Annotated in this window: 15 protein-coding genes; 14 read left to right on the top strand and 1 reads right to left on the bottom strand. The window is 38.2% G+C overall.

Annotated elements, in window-relative coordinates:
• Window positions 1-522 precede the first annotated feature (522 nt).
• Window positions 523-942: a hypothetical protein gene (locus ACKGJO_RS00005; RefSeq protein WP_411321341.1), complete on the bottom strand. Its 420-nt coding sequence runs from the start codon at window positions 940-942 to the stop codon at window positions 523-525.
• A gap of 2,235 nt (window positions 943-3,177) precedes the next feature.
• Between ACKGJO_RS00005 and ACKGJO_RS00010 the strand changes: the two genes are divergently transcribed.
• The 14 genes from ACKGJO_RS00010 (at window position 3,178) to ACKGJO_RS00075 (ending at window position 16,532) form a co-directional block, all read left to right on the top strand.
• A complete protein-coding gene (locus ACKGJO_RS00010) occupies window positions 3,178-4,512 on the top strand; it encodes a nucleotide sugar dehydrogenase (protein ID WP_411321342.1) in 1,335 nt (444 codons plus the stop codon).
• A 10-nt stretch (window positions 4,513-4,522) separates the two neighbouring features.
• Window positions 4,523-5,584, top strand: a complete 1,062-nt coding sequence (gene rfbB, locus ACKGJO_RS00015; protein WP_411321343.1) for a dTDP-glucose 4,6-dehydratase — start codon at window positions 4,523-4,525, stop codon at window positions 5,582-5,584.
• A gap of 108 nt (window positions 5,585-5,692) precedes the next feature.
• Entirely contained in the window at window positions 5,693-6,046 is a 354-nt protein-coding gene (locus ACKGJO_RS00020) for a four helix bundle protein (protein WP_411321344.1), read from the top strand.
• A 109-nt stretch (window positions 6,047-6,155) separates the two neighbouring features.
• Window positions 6,156-7,022, top strand: coding sequence for a glucose-1-phosphate thymidylyltransferase RfbA (rfbA, locus tag ACKGJO_RS00025; RefSeq protein WP_411321345.1), 867 nt, complete (start codon window positions 6,156-6,158; stop codon window positions 7,020-7,022).
• Window positions 7,023-7,024: 2 nt separating this feature from the next.
• A complete protein-coding gene (rfbC, locus tag ACKGJO_RS00030) occupies window positions 7,025-7,558 on the top strand; it encodes a dTDP-4-dehydrorhamnose 3,5-epimerase (protein WP_411321346.1) in 534 nt (177 codons plus the stop codon).
• A gap of 1 nt (window position 7,559) precedes the next feature.
• Complete coding sequence (pseB, locus tag ACKGJO_RS00035) at window positions 7,560-8,576, top strand: UDP-N-acetylglucosamine 4,6-dehydratase (inverting) (RefSeq protein WP_411321347.1); 1,017 nt, start codon at window positions 7,560-7,562, stop codon at window positions 8,574-8,576.
• 29 nt (window positions 8,577-8,605) lie between these two features.
• Window positions 8,606-8,974: a four helix bundle protein gene (locus ACKGJO_RS00040; RefSeq protein WP_411321348.1), complete on the top strand. Its 369-nt coding sequence runs from the start codon at window positions 8,606-8,608 to the stop codon at window positions 8,972-8,974.
• Window positions 8,967-10,211, top strand: a complete 1,245-nt coding sequence (pseC, locus tag ACKGJO_RS00045; protein WP_411321349.1) for a UDP-4-amino-4,6-dideoxy-N-acetyl-beta-L-altrosamine transaminase — start codon at window positions 8,967-8,969, stop codon at window positions 10,209-10,211. Before ACKGJO_RS00040 ends, pseC begins: the two co-directional genes overlap by 8 nt.
• A complete protein-coding gene (gene pseF / locus ACKGJO_RS00050) occupies window positions 10,208-10,894 on the top strand; it encodes a pseudaminic acid cytidylyltransferase (RefSeq protein WP_411321350.1) in 687 nt (228 codons plus the stop codon). The genes pseC and pseF overlap by 4 nt, the downstream gene beginning before the upstream one ends.
• The gene (gene pseG / locus ACKGJO_RS00055; RefSeq protein WP_411321351.1) at window positions 10,855-11,892 is read left to right on the top strand and encodes a UDP-2,4-diacetamido-2,4,6-trideoxy-beta-L-altropyranose hydrolase; all 1,038 of its coding nucleotides are present in this window, start codon (window positions 10,855-10,857) and stop codon (window positions 11,890-11,892) included. Before pseF ends, pseG begins: the two co-directional genes overlap by 40 nt.
• Window positions 11,883-12,761, top strand: a complete 879-nt coding sequence (locus tag ACKGJO_RS00060; protein WP_411321352.1) for a methionyl-tRNA formyltransferase — start codon at window positions 11,883-11,885, stop codon at window positions 12,759-12,761. Before pseG ends, ACKGJO_RS00060 begins: the two co-directional genes overlap by 10 nt.
• On the top strand, window positions 12,758-13,804 hold the full coding sequence (gene pseI, locus ACKGJO_RS00065) for a pseudaminic acid synthase (RefSeq protein ID WP_411321353.1): 1,047 nt from the start codon (window positions 12,758-12,760) through the stop codon (window positions 13,802-13,804). The genes ACKGJO_RS00060 and pseI overlap by 4 nt, the downstream gene beginning before the upstream one ends.
• Entirely contained in the window at window positions 13,804-15,027 is a 1,224-nt protein-coding gene (locus tag ACKGJO_RS00070; RefSeq protein WP_411321354.1) for a glycosyltransferase family protein, read from the top strand. Before pseI ends, ACKGJO_RS00070 begins: the two co-directional genes overlap by 1 nt.
• A complete protein-coding gene (locus tag ACKGJO_RS00075) occupies window positions 15,024-16,532 on the top strand; it encodes an oligosaccharide flippase family protein (RefSeq protein WP_411321355.1) in 1,509 nt (502 codons plus the stop codon). The genes ACKGJO_RS00070 and ACKGJO_RS00075 overlap by 4 nt, the downstream gene beginning before the upstream one ends.
• The last annotated feature ends 251 nt before the right edge of the window (window positions 16,533-16,783 follow it).

Genomic DNA, 16,783 nt, shown 5'->3' on the forward strand with positions numbered 1-16,783 from the left:
GTTTTGAAAACGAAGCAATCAGCCAAATATAACCTCCCAAGCACATCAAGGAGATTGCCACAGTCTGTGTTCACTCCGTTCACGGCAGCCTTCGCAATGACCGGGCTAAAATGGGAAGATTAAATACGGCATCCTTCATCAGCGAAGGGTCAATAAAGTGTATCACATTGCAGATTGTATTATTTGTAAACCCTCGCTTGTGAACCGGAAGACTTCACCGGTTATAGTAAATGTGATGCTTATCATTAAACAACTTCAATATTCGATATTCATCGCCCCCTTCGGTCCACCGTCCTCCGTCTCCGGTCGTAAATAACTAAACACTAAAACATTAAACATTTAAAATTACCGTTGGCCCTCAGGTGAATTCTAATATAAAAACTGTTAAAAAAATTTTTAAAAGCGGTTGTCCATAGTTACTTTCCCAATAGTTGCATAGGCAACAATAAACGGACTTAAAAAAATAGCCCGCCCGGTGGTAGCCGAACGGGCTTAGAACTCGAAGAGCTTGTAAAGTAAAATTTACAAGCTTTTCTTTTTAGGGGTGGTAGCCCCTTTATCGTCCGCTGCAGTATCATCAAAACCATTCGGTTCATACGTGATAGCACGGATATTTCGGATGTCGCTCTTGCGCGTTCCTCCCATCATCTCGTACTCATCTGAGTCGCGCCCAAATTGAGTAATGATGCCGGCGAAAATACGCTCATTTGCGTCATCCAGTTGTTTTTCTAATCTGCGAAGGTAACTTCTCTTCTTATCCGCATTAGAAAGCAGCGCATTATAGCGATGCAGTTCATCTTGAGCTTCTTCAACTAAATTTTGATAGCTGTCAGAAGTCAATCCTCTGCCAAAATCGATATCTTCATCGATATTGCGGAGTGCGTTCGATCTAAACGAAGCGGTCTCGATACTGCGGGAGCGCCGCTTTTTGAGTCTAGCCATGAGGCTTTCCTCCTTGTCTTTAGGGTTTAATAATACTCCATTTTATATACCGACGGAGATTTAGCCGGATATTCGTATCAAAAACGGGTTCTATAAAGCCTAAAAAGACAAAAATAGGCCTGTTCAAATGGCTATTGTTCAGATAAATCAATTAGTGAAATTTACGCTAAGTCATAAAAATGAGGGACTTGCGAGGTACCGTGCAAGAGATGCGAGGATCACTACAAGACTCGTAAGGAACTTCACAAGGCTTATACAGATCCTCTCATGGGATGAGACGTTCTGCACAAGAGATAAAAGGCGGGTTGCATCAGATACAAAGTTCTGTGCAAATGCCTTGAGGTTCTGCCCATAAGACGAACAGATCTCCACGGATGATTACGCCTTTCCTCTATGAGATGAACGGTCTTTATCAAAAGATCAGAGGTTTTGAATTGCTTCCGCTTTTCTCACGGTACGTCAGTTAAAACTAAACGCGCCTCATGATACTCTTTTGATTTTTTGGCGGTCGAAATAAATGCGCTCAATACGTCAATGTACGGTCTAACTGCATAGTGTAGTAGTACTTACAGTTATCACGATATATAATGAGGAATATTGAATCACACTGCAAGATAAAATCCGATTATTTTTCCACAAAAAAAGGGACTTATCCACATTGTAAATTATTAGCAGATGGTTGATGTATGGACTTCTTATAAACGCTTGAAAATATATAGCTTAAAATTCTATGTTATTTTCAATATGTATTGAAAAGTAGATGATTGTTAATAATATGGCGTATAAAATAAGTGCGTTTATATAATATGTTTATAAAATCGTTTGCGCTTACAGTGACAGTTTTATGACATCTGTGCAGGATATGTGCGTGTGAAGGTGATGGAGTGTAAAAGCAATAATACACCATTTGGTCGAATACCCTGGTAATGCATGAAAGAAAATTCAGTCTACCATCCGTTCGTCCGACGACTGAAACATGGGCAGGCAACCTAATCCTGCAAAAAATCGTCTGCCGATTTGTTTTATCAGACCCGGTTGCGCCTGTATTCTCCACCTCATCTGTCTTCTCATTAACAAGGAGAAGGCCGCCTGTTATACTTGAAAAATAGTTCATGCAGTTTAGGCGTTAGTGAGTACCTCATTTTGAACCGAGATTTACAGGATTGGGAAGAAGATTTACAGGAACCACTTCAACATTGGATGTTCCTTGTTGGATATTGGATATTCAATTTCCCCTCTTTAATTCTTCCCTTACACAGGGGAGAAGACGCTTTAGTTACTCGCTTTTTATGATTCTGCTACAGAAGCTTTTGTGCCTACCTCATCTTGAACCGAGATTTACAGGATTGGAAAATAGATTTACAGCATCCACATCAACATTCGATATTCAAACCGCCTCCCCGCCTTAGACAAGGAGGGGATTGAGGGGTGGTTGGATGGTGCCAAGGGCTGGAAAACTTACTGCGGCATCAAAAATAATTGGAATCGCGGATTGATCGGACTAACGGATGATCACGGATTTAAATTCCATCTGACATCTGATAGAGGGGCAGGTCGTTAAATTCTACAAAGATCCTCCTTTGAAGGAGGTGCCGGGCTGAGCGAATGCGAAGCCTGGCGGAGGATGTGGGAGGTCCAACAACGAAGCAATCTCCCTAATACAAACTCCCAAGCAGACCAGGAAGATTGCCACAGGCTGTGCTCACTCCGTTCACAGCAGCCTTCGCAATGACCGGGTCAAAAAAGACAAGGATCTTGGCAATTGATAGTCGGTTGCCCGTTCCAAAACTTCGTCCGACGACTGAAACATGGGCAGGCAACCTAATCCTGCAAAGAGTCGTCTGACGAATGAAGGGAAAAAAAGACAGGTAGCCCACATCAACGAAGGGTTAATAAAATGTATCACATTGCAGATTGTATTATTTGTAAACCCTTCGCTTGTGAACCGGAAGACTTTACAGGTTATAGTAAATGTGATGCTTATCATTAAACCACTTCAACATTGGATGGTCCTTGTTGGATATTCGATATTCATCGCCCCCTTCGGTCCACGGTCCTCCGTCTCCGGTCGTAAATAACTAAACACTAAAAACCACCCTGTACTTCTCCCATATCTTTCTTATTTTTGGGTCTTCAAAAATAGATCATGCAGATAGAAAGAGTTTTGATAAACGGGGAACATGTACTTACAAAAACCACTCAAAACTCACAACTAAACAATCAAAACTGTAGTCCTTGTCTCAGGTAAACGATTTACTTAGAAATATTGAAGATAGATCCTTCACCGTAGGGGTGATCGGGTTAGGCTATGTAGGTCTGCCATTGCTATGGACCTTCCATCAGGCCGGGCTACCGGTGATAGGGTATGATATTGATATTAAGAAAATTGATGATCTCAAAAATGGCATCCCGTACATCAAGCACCTCGGGACCGAGATGATGGAAGCCCTTGCCAACTCCGATAAAGCCGATGCCACCATAGATTTCTCCCGACTTGGTGAAGCCGATGCTATTTTGCTCTGCGTACCCACACCCCTCGACCACCACCGCGAGCCGGATATGAGCTATGTGGAGCAAACCACCGAAACCGTCTCCCAATACCTGCGCAAGGGGCAGCTCGTGATCCTGGAATCCACCACCTGGCCGGGGACGACCGAGGAGCTAATGATCCCCATCCTGGAGAAGAACTCCGGACTGAAAGCCGGAACCGATTTTTATGTGGCCTACAGCCCTGAAAGAGAAGACCCGGGCAACCCGAATTTCAATACCGCAAAGATCCCCAAAGTGGTGGGCGGACATGGAGACGAGGCCCTGAAGCTGGCCACCGCCATGTACGATACGGCCATTGTGCAAACCGTGCCGGTCTCTGACTGCAAGACCGCCGAGGCCGTGAAGCTGACCGAAAACATCTTCCGCTCGGTGAATATTGCCCTGGTGAATGAGCTGAAGGTGGTGTACGAAGCCATGGATATTGACGTACACGAAGTACTGGATGCCGCAGATACCAAGCCATTTGGATTTATGAAATTTACGCCCGGACCCGGACTGGGCGGGCACTGTATTCCCATTGACCCGTTCTACCTCACCTGGAAAGCCCGCGAGTTTGAAAGGCACACCCGCTTCATTGAGCTGGCCGGAGAGGTAAACACGAATATGCCCACCTACGTGGTGGACCGAACCATGCACGCCCTCAACACCCACAAAAAAGCCATGAACGGCAGTAAGGTGCTGGTGATCGGCCTCGCCTACAAACCGGATGTGGACGACATGCGCGAATCCCCGACCTTCAAGATCTTTGATCTGCTGAAAGCCAAGGGAGCCGAGATCGCCTATTACGATCCGTTCATCCCCAAGATATGGGAAACCCGCGAACATGCCGAATATACCGGAATGAAAACCGTAGGCTGGAACAAAGAAACGGTCTCAGGCTTTGATGCAGTGTTGATCTCCACCAACCATTCAACGATTGATTATGCAGAACTGGCTGAGTGGAGTGAGTGTATTATAGATACGAGAAATGCGATGGGCGGGGTGGATGCCAAACATGATAACCATATTTTTAAATCTTAAAATTTAACATATGCATAAGAAAATCATAGTAACAGGCGGTGCAGGCTTTATAGGTTCGGCTTTAGTCCGAATGATCATCAATGGAACGAATTATGAGGTTCTAAATATCGATAAACTTACTTATGCCGGACATTTAGAATCTTTGGAATCCATTTCAGATTCAGATCGCTATCAATTTGAAAAAGTAGATATTTGCGATGCAGAAGCGATCAACCAGATCTTTAATGAATTTGAGCCCAATGCGATAATGCACCTCGCAGCTGAATCTCACGTGGATCGCTCCATTGACGGTTCCGCAGAGTTTATTAAAACGAATGTGAATGGTACGCATACCTTATTGGAAGAAGCCAAGCAATACTGGCAAGGTTTGGATGATGAGCAAAAAGAAAACTTCCGTTTTTTGCATGTCTCTACGGATGAGGTTTATGGTGAATTAGGTGATGAAGGCTTTTTTACTGAAGAGACTCCCTATGACCCTCGCTCGCCTTATTCATCCAGTAAAGCTTCTTCCGATCATCTAGTAAGAGCCTGGCATCATACGTATGGATTACCAACCATGATCACCAACTGTTCGAACAACTACGGACCGTACCAATTCCCTGAGAAATTGATTCCGGTAGTGATTTTGAAAGCCCTGCAAGGAAAAGATATTCCGGTATATGGAACCGGTGAAAATGTTCGGGACTGGCTGTATGTAGATGATCACGCACGTGCATTACTCAAAGTTGTACAAGAAGGACTTCCAGGCGAAACCTATAACATTGGCGGACACAACGAAAAACAAAATATTGAAGTGGTACATACTATTTGCGATACTCTGAACGAGTTGGTGCCTAAAGAAACAGAAGAAAATTACAGAGATCAAATCAGTTTTGTTACAGATAGACCAGGACACGATTTTCGCTATGCCATTGACGCATCCAAAATTGAGCGCGAATTAGGCTGGACGCCTGAGGAAACATTCGAAAGTGGTATGAAAAAAACTATCAAGTGGTATCTCGAAAATATCGATTGGTGCGAAGCAGTAACTGAAAACAACTACGATCTCGAAAGATTAGGTACAGGAGGTTGAGGCTAAGGTTTAGGTTGAGAAACCCTCAAACTCAACCTTAACCTGAAAACCAAGTAGAAACTCGCAATGACAAAGAATCTTTAAAACCAATTTGAAACTTAATTAATAATGATCCACTCCTTCACCGATATGGAAGTATGGCAAAAGGCCAATGAGTTAGCAATAGAGGTATTTAAGCTAACCATATCACTTCCGCATTCTGAGGATTATGCATTGACATCACAGGTTAGAAGATCATCTAATAGTGTATCAGGAAATATTGCAGAAGGATTTGGACGCAGGACCAATAAAGACAAAGGTTATTTTTATACCATCGCACGTGGATCAGCATTTGAAACTCAAAGTCACTTGAAATATGGAAACGGAGTTGGATACTTTAATGAAGAAGCTACAAACCGACTTTTTACCGAATACAAAGAACTAATTCACCAACTAAACAAAATTATGAAGAGTTTAGGTTGAGGCTGAGGTTAAGGTTAAGATAGAGGAGAAGTGAAAACTAAACCTCAACCTTTACCTCAACCTCAAAAACCCCTCAACCTCTACCTTAACCTAAACCTCAAAAAACACAATGAAAGGAATAATACTCGCCGGCGGAGCAGGTACTAGACTTCATCCAAATACGCTGGTAGTCAGTAAACAGTTACTACCGGTGTATGATAAACCTATGATCTATTACCCGCTATCTACATTAATGCTTTCCGGTATTAAAGAGATCTTAGTGATCTCCACTCCAGAAGATCTGCCTCGTTTTGAAGATCTATTAGGCGATGGCTCTCAATGGGGTATTGAGTTAAGTTATGCCGAACAGCCCAAACCCGAAGGATTGGCTCAGGCATTTATTATTGGGGAAGAATTTATTGGGGATGACAATGTTGCTCTAATTTTAGGAGATAATATTTTTTATGGGCATGGCCTTTCTCAAAAACTTCAAAAGGCAGCTCAGCTAGAATCCGGTGCAACGGTATTTGGATACAACGTCCATGACCCCGAACGGTATGGAGTGGTGGAATTTGATGAGAATGGAAAAGTGTTAAGTCTCGAGGAAAAACCGAAACAGCCCAAATCAAATTATGCGGTGGTTGGTCTATATTATTATGATAACCAAGTTGTAGAGTGGGCAAAGAATTTAAAGCCATCTGCCAGAGGAGAATTGGAGATCACGGATCTGAATAGGATCTATTTAGATCATGAAGAGCTTAACGTAGAATTAATGGGGCGGGGAACAGCTTGGTTGGATACCGGAACCCATGATTCCATGCTACAAGCCTCGAACTTTGTACAAACGGTAGAACAACGACAGGGTTTAAAAATTGCCAGCCCGGAAGAAGTTGCCTGGCGAATGGGTTATATAGATAGTTCTCAACTCAAGGAATTGGCTAATCCATTGGTGAAAAGTGGTTATGGTGAATATTTACTTAGTTTAGTTGATAAATAAATATGCTTGAAGTAGTCAAAGAACCATTGCCGGGATTGTTAGTGATAAAACCAAGAGTATTTAAAGATGAACGTGGATTCTTTTTAGAGACCTGGCAAAAGGAACGGTATAAAGAGATAGGAATAAAAGAAGATTTTGTGCAGGACAACTGGTCCCGTTCAACCAAAGGTGTATTAAGGGGACTGCATTTTCAAAAAGAACATCCTCAAGGGAAGTTAGTTAGTGTACGTACTGGAAAAGTGTTTGATGTGGCGGTTGATATTCGAAAAGATTCACGAACTTTTGGTCAATGGTATGGACAAGAATTAAGTGATGAAAATAATTTACAAATGTATGTTCCTCCGGGCTTTGCCCATGGATTTTGTGTTCTTTCAGATATTGCTGATTTTGTTTATAAATGTTCGGATTATTATTACCCTAAAGATGAAGATGGTATAAGATTTGACGACCCGAGTTTAAATATTAACTGGTTAATAGAAAGACCTATAGTTTCAAAAAAAGATAAAACATTACCATACTTAAACGATAATAGATAGAATGCTAAACGGAAAATCGATACTTATTACAGGTGGTACAGGTTCCTTAGGGAAGGCTCTCACCGAACACATATTTAAGAAATACCCTGAGGTAAAACGACTTGTGATTTATTCTAGGGATGAACAAAAGCAATTTCAAATGGGGCAGGAATACCCAGATGATAAATATCCCCAAATTCGTTTTTTTATTGGGGATATAAGAGATGAACAACGTATTAAACGTGCTTTAAAAGGAGTCGACTATGTAATCCATGCTGCGGCGATGAAACACGTGCCCATTGCAGAATATAATCCCATGGAGTGTATTAAAACTAACGTATTAGGGGCTGAGAATTTGATCAATGCATGCCTTGAAACAGAAGTTGAAAGAGTAGTTGCTCTCTCTACGGATAAAGCAGCGGCTCCTATCAATCTTTATGGAGCAACGAAGCTTACTTCCGATAAGCTTTTCATAGCCGCAAACAATATAAGAGGCTGGAATCCGATCAAGTTTTCTGTAGTTCGTTATGGAAATGTAATGGGTTCCAATGGGTCGGTAATTCCTTTTTTCCTGAATAAAAGAAAGGAAGGAGTATTGCCTATTACTGATCCGAATATGACACGATTTAATATTTCCCTGCAGGGAGGTGTGAATATGGTAATGCATGCTTTAGAACATGCATGGGGAGGTGAGCTGTTTGTTCCTAAGATCCCTTCTTATCGCATAATGGATGTCGCTGAAGCAATAGGTCCGGATTGTGAAAAACCAATAATAGGTATCAGACCTGGGGAAAAAGTTCATGAGGAAATGATCACAGCTTCCGACTCATTTAATACTTATGATCTAGGAAAATATTATGCCATTCTGCCTCAAGTTCCACGCTTTAAGCTTGAAGATTTTATTGAGCAAAATAACGCCAAACCCGTTGAGCAAGGTTTTCGCTATAATTCCGGAGAAAATGACGATTGGGAAACCGTGGAAAGCTTAAGAAAGCTCATCAAAGAACATGTGGATCCAACTTTTACAGTAAACGGTTAACTGTTAGCGGTGAACTGTGAGAAGTCCTAATGAATAATAAATCACCACATAAAAATCTTGATGCCTGGAAAGTTTCAATGAAGCTGGTTGAAATAACTTACAAATTGACTTCTGGATTTCCATCAGAAGAAAAATTTGGGCTTTGTTCACAGATGAGAAGGGCTGCGATTTCAGTACCATCAAACATTGCGGAAGGAGCCGCCGATAGAACGAAAGATCAATTTATTAATTACCTTTCTAATGCGGTTGGTTCGCTTTCTGAATTAGACACACAATTGGAATTAAGTTTCAGATTGGGATACATCAATGAGAATGAGTATCAAAATGTATTTCAACAACTTGACAAGACAAAAGCATTAGTTTTTGGTCTAAAGAAATCTTTGCAACGAAATGAATAAAAAAGAAACGGTTCACAGTTCACAGCTCACTGTTGACGGTCCCATACCTTACGGTCGGCAACATATTACAGACGAAGATATTCAGGCTGTAACTGAAGCACTAAAATCCGACTATCTTACCCAAGGGCCCCGCATAGCCGAATTTGAAGAATCTTTTGCAAATTACGTTGGTTCTAAATATGCGGTGGCTATTTCCAACGGTACGGCAGCACTTCATTTATGCGCTTTGGCATTAAATGTAAAGGAGGGAGATAAGGTTATTACGACACCCATTACCTTTGCAGCTTCTGCAAATTGTGTGCGTTACTGTGGGGGTGAAGTGGTTTTTGCTGATATTGATCCTGATACGTATTTGCTTGATATCAATAAGGTAAGAGAACTACTGGAGTCTTTACCAAAGGGCACCTATCAAGGAATCATACCGGTAGATTTTGCAGGCCGAGCCGTTGACCTTGAAGCTTTTCGAAAACTGGCAGATAAATATGATCTCTGGATCATTGAAGATGCGTGTCATGCTCCAGGCGGATACTTTATTGACAGTAAGGGAACTAAACAATTTTGTGGAAATGGAAATTTTGCTGACTTAGCGATCTTTTCCTTCCACCCGGTAAAACATATCGCCTCCGGAGAAGGTGGCATGATCACTACAAATGACAAAGAGCTATACGAAAAACTCCTCAAACTCCGTACCCACGGAATTTCCAAGAACGAATCTGAGTATAAAAACTCCTTAGAGTTCGCAGTTGGGGCAACTCAAAACTCAAAACTAAACACTCAAAATTATCCCAACTGGTACATGGAAATGCAGGAGCTCGGATATAACTACCGTATTACCGATTTCCAGTGCGCATTGGGAAGTAGTCAGCTAAAGAGAGCGGATGAGGGGATTGAGCGAAGAAGAGAAATTGCTAAAAACTATAACGAGGTTTTTGAAAGCAAAGAGTTTGTAAAGGGACAATCAGGAGTTGTAGATGGGCATGCCTATCACCTATACGTCATTGAAGTAGAAGACCGCTTGGGGCTATATAATTATCTGAGAGAGCATAGCATTTATGCTCAGATACATTACATCCCTTGTCATCTCATGCCTTACTATCGGCAGTTTGGTTGGAAGGAAGGAGATATGTCAAATGCTGAAAACTATTATAAGCATTGTATTAGCCTGCCTATGTATCCTACGTTGACAGATGAACAACAAGACTTCGTAGTGAACAAAATCAATGATTATTACGAATGAGTAACGTTGCCATCATACCGGCCCGTGGGGGAAGCAAGCGAATTCCAAGAAAGAATATCAGGGATTTTTTGGGTAAACCTATTATTGCTTACTCCATTGAGACTGCACTGGAAAGCGGTTTATTTGATGAAGTGATGGTTTCTACCGATAATAACGAGATCGCTGATATTGCAAGAAAATATGGAGCTAAGATTCCATTTATGAGATCAAATGAAAATGCGGATGATCATGCAACTACCATAGATGTTCTTGTAGAGGTGTTACATACTTATCAGCAACAAGAAACGGATTTTAAAAATGGTTGTTGCATCTATCCAACAGCGCCATTGTTGAAGCCTTTTTTTATAAAAAGCGGGTATGAAAAATTAATTAATGAAAGTTTCAGTACCGTATTTCCTGTGGTTGAGTTTTCATATCCGATACAACGTTCTCTTAAGCTAAGAGGGAAAGATAAAGTAGAAATGAATTGGCCGGAATATTTAGATTCTCGTTCTCAAGACCTCACCAAAGCGTACCATGATGCAGGGCAATTTTATTGGTTCAATGTGGAGGAGATTCTTAAAGAAAAAAAACTCTTTGGAAATAATAGTGGTGCAATTGTATTACCTAACATCAGCGTTCAGGATATTGACACTGAGGAAGATTGGAAGATGGCAGAAATGAAAGCAAAGCTTATAAGATGAAACAAGAGGTCTGCATACGGGCTGATGGAAGTCTTGATATTGGTTTAGGCCACATTGTGCGGTGTATGTCACTAGCACACATGCTAAAGAATGACTTTTCTATCCATTTCTTTTCTTTAAAAATCCCGGAATCTCTCAAAAATGAGATCATTCAAAATGAATGGAGTTTTACAGAAATCGAGAAAGAATCAGATTATGTAAATGAGCTCACCGGAAATGAAATCGTGGTATTGGATGGGTATCAATTTGATTCCGATTACCAAAAGCTCATAAAGAATAAAGGATGCAAATTAGTATGCATTGATGATTTTCACGATCAGTATTTCTATGCGGATCTGGTAATCAATCACGCGCCCGGAGTAATTAAAGATGACTATGAGGGCGAGTCGCACACAAAATATTTATTGGGTCCTGATTATGCATTGCTTCGCCCTGAGTTTCTTGATAGTAAATCACAAGAAATAAAGTCATCGAAAGGCATAAAGAATTTATTCATCTGTTTTGGTGGTTCCGATTCGAAGAACCTTACAGCTAAAATTTTATCTTGGATTCCCTCAAAAAATTATTCTGTCACAGTTGTGCTTGGTAATGCTTATTACTATCGAGATAAATTAGTTGAGACAATAAAGAAAAGACTAGATTTAGAAATCAATGTAAAAAGCTCTTTAAGCGCTGAAGAGATGAGGCAGGAACTTGAAAAGGCAGATTTAGCTATAGTGCCTGCAAGTGGTATCTTATTTGAGGTGATATCAACCAGACTTCCGGCTATTTCAGGATATTCCGTTGATAATCAGCAAGGAATTTATAACGGTTTTAAGAATCTGGGCTGTATTATAGACGCTAAAAATTTTGACAGAAAAAATTTTCACGAGGCCATTCAAACTATAGATACTAAGAGTCTTTTTTTAATTAGAAAAAACCAGGCTCAAGCTATAGATGGTTTGTCAATAAATCGAATCCAAAAGGAATTTAAAAACCTAACAAGTGTATGCGTATAGGTATTTTAGCATCGGGTGGTTTAGGCTACAAGGTTTTGTCTGATTTAATAAAACAGATTGAAAAACCTGTATTTATTGCCTCAGATAGTAACTCTGAATATATCATTGAGTTCGCTAAGCAAAACTCCGTTCAGTTATTTACTGGTAATCCAAGGGACGGAAAATTAGTTGAGTTTTTGAAAAAGTATCAAATTGAAGCAGATTTAATTCTATCTATCAATTACCTGTTTCTTTTGGATGAAGAGTTGATTGATTCCTTGGCTTTGGCAATAAACGTCCATGGAAGTATTCTTCCAAAATACAGGGGGCGAACACCGCATGTTTGGTCAATTATTAATGGCGAAGCCCAAACCGGTGTTACAGCACATATAATAGATACTGATTGTGATACAGGTGATATCGTTGAGCAGTTAGTAATTCCAATCGAGAAGGATGATACAGGGGCAACCATTCTAAAAAAATACGAGAAGATATATCCTGAATTATTGCTTTCAGTTCTAGAGGAGATTCAATCAGAACAGCTTAAAAGAGTTAAACAAGATGACAGTAAAGCCACTTATTTTGGAAAGAGAACTCCGGATGACGGATTAATCAACTGGAATTGGCACAAAGAACGAATTCGTAATTGGGTCAGAGCCCAGGCACATCCTTATCCCGGTGCGTTTAGCCTGTTGAATGGAGAAAAAGTTATTATAGACGAAGTAAATTATTCTGATGTAGGATTTAGTGACACCATTAAAAATGGGACTATATTAGAGATAAAAGAAAATCCCATCATAAAATGTCCCAACGGAGCAATTGAACTTACACAAGTTAGGAACCAAGATATTTTGGAAAAATTTAAATCAAAGATGGTGCTAAATCAATGAAGATTAGAGATTTTGATATTTCAGAAAAAAGTAAAACGTTCATTATAGCTGAGCTTTCAGCGAACCACAATGGTGATAAGGAAGTTGCCATAGATACTATCCGTGCAGCAAAAAAAGCCGGAGCGGATGCCATAAAACTGCAAACCTATACTCCGGATACTATTACCATCGATTGCGATAATGAATATTTTCAAATAAAAGAAGGACTCTGGGAGGGTAAAACACTTTATGAGCTATACGCTGAAGCGTATACCCCTTGGGAATGGCATGAAGAGTTGTTTGGTGTGGCCAAGGAGGAGGGATTAATATGTTTTTCTTCTCCTTTCGATATAACAGCTGTTGATTTTCTTGAAGGGCTTAACACTCCGGCTTATAAGATCGCCTCTTTTGAAATACAGGATATTCCGTTAATAGAATATGCTGCATCCAAGGGAAAGCCTATAATTTTGAGTACCGGAATTGCCACAGAAGAGGATATTAAACTCGCTGTAGATACCTGCAGGAATGCTGGTAATGAGCAAATCATTCTACTAAAATGTACATCTTCCTACCCTGCTCCAATTGAACTTGCCAATTTGCGAACGATGGTGGATATGAAAAAACGTTTTGGTGTTGAAGTTGGACTTTCAGATCATACGCTTGGAAATATCGTTCCCATTGTAGCAACCAGCCTAGGATCTAAGGTCATTGAGAAACATTTTATTCTGGATAAATCAATTGGTGGCCCCGATGCAGACTTCTCTTTAGATATAGAAGAATTCAGCTCCATGGTCAAAGCTGTAAGGGAAGCAGAGAAAGCGTTAGGAGAAGTAACGTATGAACTTTCTGAAAAAGTAGAGAAAAATAAAAAATTTGCACGCTCACTCTTTGCAATTAAAAACATAAAAGAAGGAGAAGAAATCACTGAAAAAAATGTTAGATCCATTAGACCAGGTTATGGCCTTCATCCTGCATATTTGAAAAAAATTATTGGGGGTATAGCCATAGAAAATATTCCCTTAGGTACACCGATGAAAATGGAAAACATCAAAGTTGATCAATAATGATAAGACTGATATACAATATATTAAAGTCATTCATTTACTATCCTTTCACTACATATAAACAGGGTGATTCTGGCAAAGTTGTGATAATTATAAATCATTATTTTGATCAAGATATAAAAGCAATTTTAGAAGCAAACAAATTACTAGCTAAGTTTAAATTAGTTGTACTTGATCCAAGTATTTTTCAACCAATAAGAATTATTTATCCTTCCAGTGTAAGAAAGGGTGAAATTCCATATATGCATAAAAGCTTCGACAAAGAAAGAAGATGGTCTAGAAAATTTTCGAGTTATTTATTTAGATGGTTAAAGTTCATCTATGATATTGAAATCATTATTTCGCCGTCCGATATATTCTATTGGTATAGAGAATTTGTACTTATTGCAAATAAAGAAGACATAGTTACTATTGTAATTGATAAAGAGGGTATAATAACACCACTATATTTTGAGGATCATTCAAAAAAAATAAAAAATAGATACCCATTAATTTCGAACAAAATAATTGTATGGAGTGATAGGCAAAAACAATTTTGGATTAAAGCAGGAACAAAGGAAGATAAGATTCAGGTAATTGGCCAACCAAGATCAGATATACTTTTAAATAGAAAGGAAAGCCATAGTAAATATGAGAAAAGTATACTTTTCTTCACCTACTTTGAAGATGCATATATTCCAGATAAATTTAAAGATATCATAAGCTGGAAAAAAATCAGAGAGGAAACACACCAAGCTATTAAAGAGATAGCGGATAAATATACAGAGAAGACTTTTATCATTAAGTGCCATCCCCAACAACAAGATATTGATGTTATAGAGAATTATTTTAGCAATAATAAAAATATTCTTGTTGAGAAGGGGGCTAAAAATGTAGACAAAATTTTAATGAAAGCGGAGTTAGTTATTGGTTTTCAGACAACTGCTCTTATAGAAGCTGTATTATTAGATAAACCAGTGGTATATACTTGTTGGTCTGAGGATTATGAAAAATTTAAAGAATCATTATTACCATTCCATGAATTTGATGTTTTTGTGAAGGCACAGTCAAAAAATAAATTGAAGTCTATTGTTGAAAGCTTTATAGATAATGATTATGAACATGTTGTTAATTCAGATAGTAAACATAAATTATTAGATTACTATCTAAATAATCCATCAGGTGATACATCTGAGAGAATTATTAATTATATAGCTGATTTAACCCAGGAAAAAACCTTTTGAAATCCAGCTATTCTAAAAGAATTACCAATAATACATTGATAAATGGTAGTGCTATTGTACTGTCAATGGTTATTGGTTTTATAATATTACCCTTGATGATAAATAGGGTGGGAATAGATTATTATGGGGTATATGCTATACTACTAATATTTTCTGCTCAAGGCATGCTATCTTTCTTTGACTTGGGGCTAGAAGGATCATTGATTAAATTTATTTCAGAAAGTTTAGGGGCTGATCTATATGAAGACGCAAAGGAGTTTCTGATTAATGGGATATTTATATATACAGCTATTGGCGTTGTATTGTCTGTGTCATTTTATTTGTTGTCAAACATGTTTGTTGGTGAGATATTAAACATTGAAGTAGATAAGAAAGAATTGGCCATAAATATATTTGAAGCTTATTCGATACAAATCCTCTTCCAATTTATTTCTTTAACAATGATAGCTGCATTGAAAGCGAGAGAAAATTTTAAAGCTAATGCAATCATAGATTCAGGCTTTGTTGTTTTTAACTTTATATTAATATATACAGTCTTAAAAAATGAAACTTATTTAGTTGACTTTATTATATGGCAAAATATACTTTTTTTAATTAAGGCAATTGCTGAATCGGTGATAGTAATTAAAAATTATAAGTTAAAATTTTATGATTTAACTTATAGTTCTTTAAAAGTTATAGAACTAGTATCGTATGCAAAGTATCTTTTTATATCAAAAATTGTCGGTTTCGTTTACAACTATATTGATAAAATTCTAATTACTTTATTATTACCTGTAAGCTATATGACAAGCTATGCAGCATTGTCCAAGGTTCCAATTATTATCAAGAGAATTCAATCAATTTTTAATTCTACTATAATACCTGTTTCAGCTTCTCTCAAAGGAGCTGGTAAAGAAAAAGAATTGAACACTTTATTGTTAATTGGGACGAAGTTTAATATAGTTATCTTATTGCCTATTATTTTGATAAGTATTACGCTTGTAGAATCTTTTCTAGTCTTATGGGTAGGAGAAGAGTTCAGAGAGTTTCATTTGGCAGCACAAATACTACTTGCACAATTTCTTTTTTCAACTTTCTTTTCGTTCGCATCAACTATAGTGGTTGGTACTACTCAACTTAAAAAATTTATTCCTATATCTATACTAGGTATGATGGTGAATTTGATACTTAGTCTTTTATTAATTTCAAAATATGAACTTAATGGAATCGTTCTAGCTACAAGCGTATCTTTTTTATGTATGTTGATACCATATGGTTATAAATTAATAAAGATATTTAATCTTAAACCTGGTTCGGTATTTAAGAACATATTAGTACCGTATGGGAAGACAATCGTGATTGGACTATTCATTTCATATTTAAACATATATATAGATATAGACAGTTGGGGGGACTTTATATTAACAGGTGCATTATATACACTTTTAAGTTATACCATCGTCTACTCAGTTATATTTACTAAAAAAGACAGAGAATTGGTTAAAAATTTAGTTAAGAGATAATGATATATATCAATGTGATATTGATAATTACTTTTATACTTATTGTTAAGCATTTTAGCAAATTACGAAAGCCATTTCACCCAATAATATTTTATTTTATCTTCCTACAATTTTGGTATTTGATATCAACTTCTTATCTGAATACTGGTTTTAAAAGTAATACACTACAACTTCATACATATGAAAATTATTCTACTTTAGCCCTTTTTGTATTTTATGTAGTTTTCAATATTACTTTATATAAATTCTTA

Source organism: Gracilimonas qinghaiensis (assembly GCF_046602855.1).
Lineage (GTDB): Bacteria > Bacteroidota > Rhodothermia > Balneolales > Balneolaceae > Gracilimonas.

Coding starts and splice junctions, on each gene's coding strand:
- pseF (WP_411321350.1), top strand. CDS start 10,208: ATGAGTAACGTTGCCATCATACCGGCCCGTGGGGGAAGCAAGCGAATT.
- pseI (WP_411321353.1), top strand. CDS start 12,758: ATGAAGATTAGAGATTTTGATATTTCAGAAAAAAGTAAAACGTTCATT.
- rfbA (WP_411321345.1), top strand. CDS start 6,156: ATGAAAGGAATAATACTCGCCGGCGGAGCAGGTACTAGACTTCATCCA.
- pseC (WP_411321349.1), top strand. CDS start 8,967: ATGAATAAAAAAGAAACGGTTCACAGTTCACAGCTCACTGTTGACGGT.
- ACKGJO_RS00005 (WP_411321341.1), bottom strand. CDS start 942: ATGGCTAGACTCAAAAAGCGGCGCTCCCGCAGTATCGAGACCGCTTCG.
- ACKGJO_RS00020 (WP_411321344.1), top strand. CDS start 5,693: ATGATCCACTCCTTCACCGATATGGAAGTATGGCAAAAGGCCAATGAG.
- pseB (WP_411321347.1), top strand. CDS start 7,560: ATGCTAAACGGAAAATCGATACTTATTACAGGTGGTACAGGTTCCTTA.
- ACKGJO_RS00040 (WP_411321348.1), top strand. CDS start 8,606: ATGAATAATAAATCACCACATAAAAATCTTGATGCCTGGAAAGTTTCA.
- rfbB (WP_411321343.1), top strand. CDS start 4,523: ATGCATAAGAAAATCATAGTAACAGGCGGTGCAGGCTTTATAGGTTCG.
- rfbC (WP_411321346.1), top strand. CDS start 7,025: ATGCTTGAAGTAGTCAAAGAACCATTGCCGGGATTGTTAGTGATAAAA.
- ACKGJO_RS00070 (WP_411321354.1), top strand. CDS start 13,804: ATGATAAGACTGATATACAATATATTAAAGTCATTCATTTACTATCCT.
- ACKGJO_RS00060 (WP_411321352.1), top strand. CDS start 11,883: ATGCGTATAGGTATTTTAGCATCGGGTGGTTTAGGCTACAAGGTTTTG.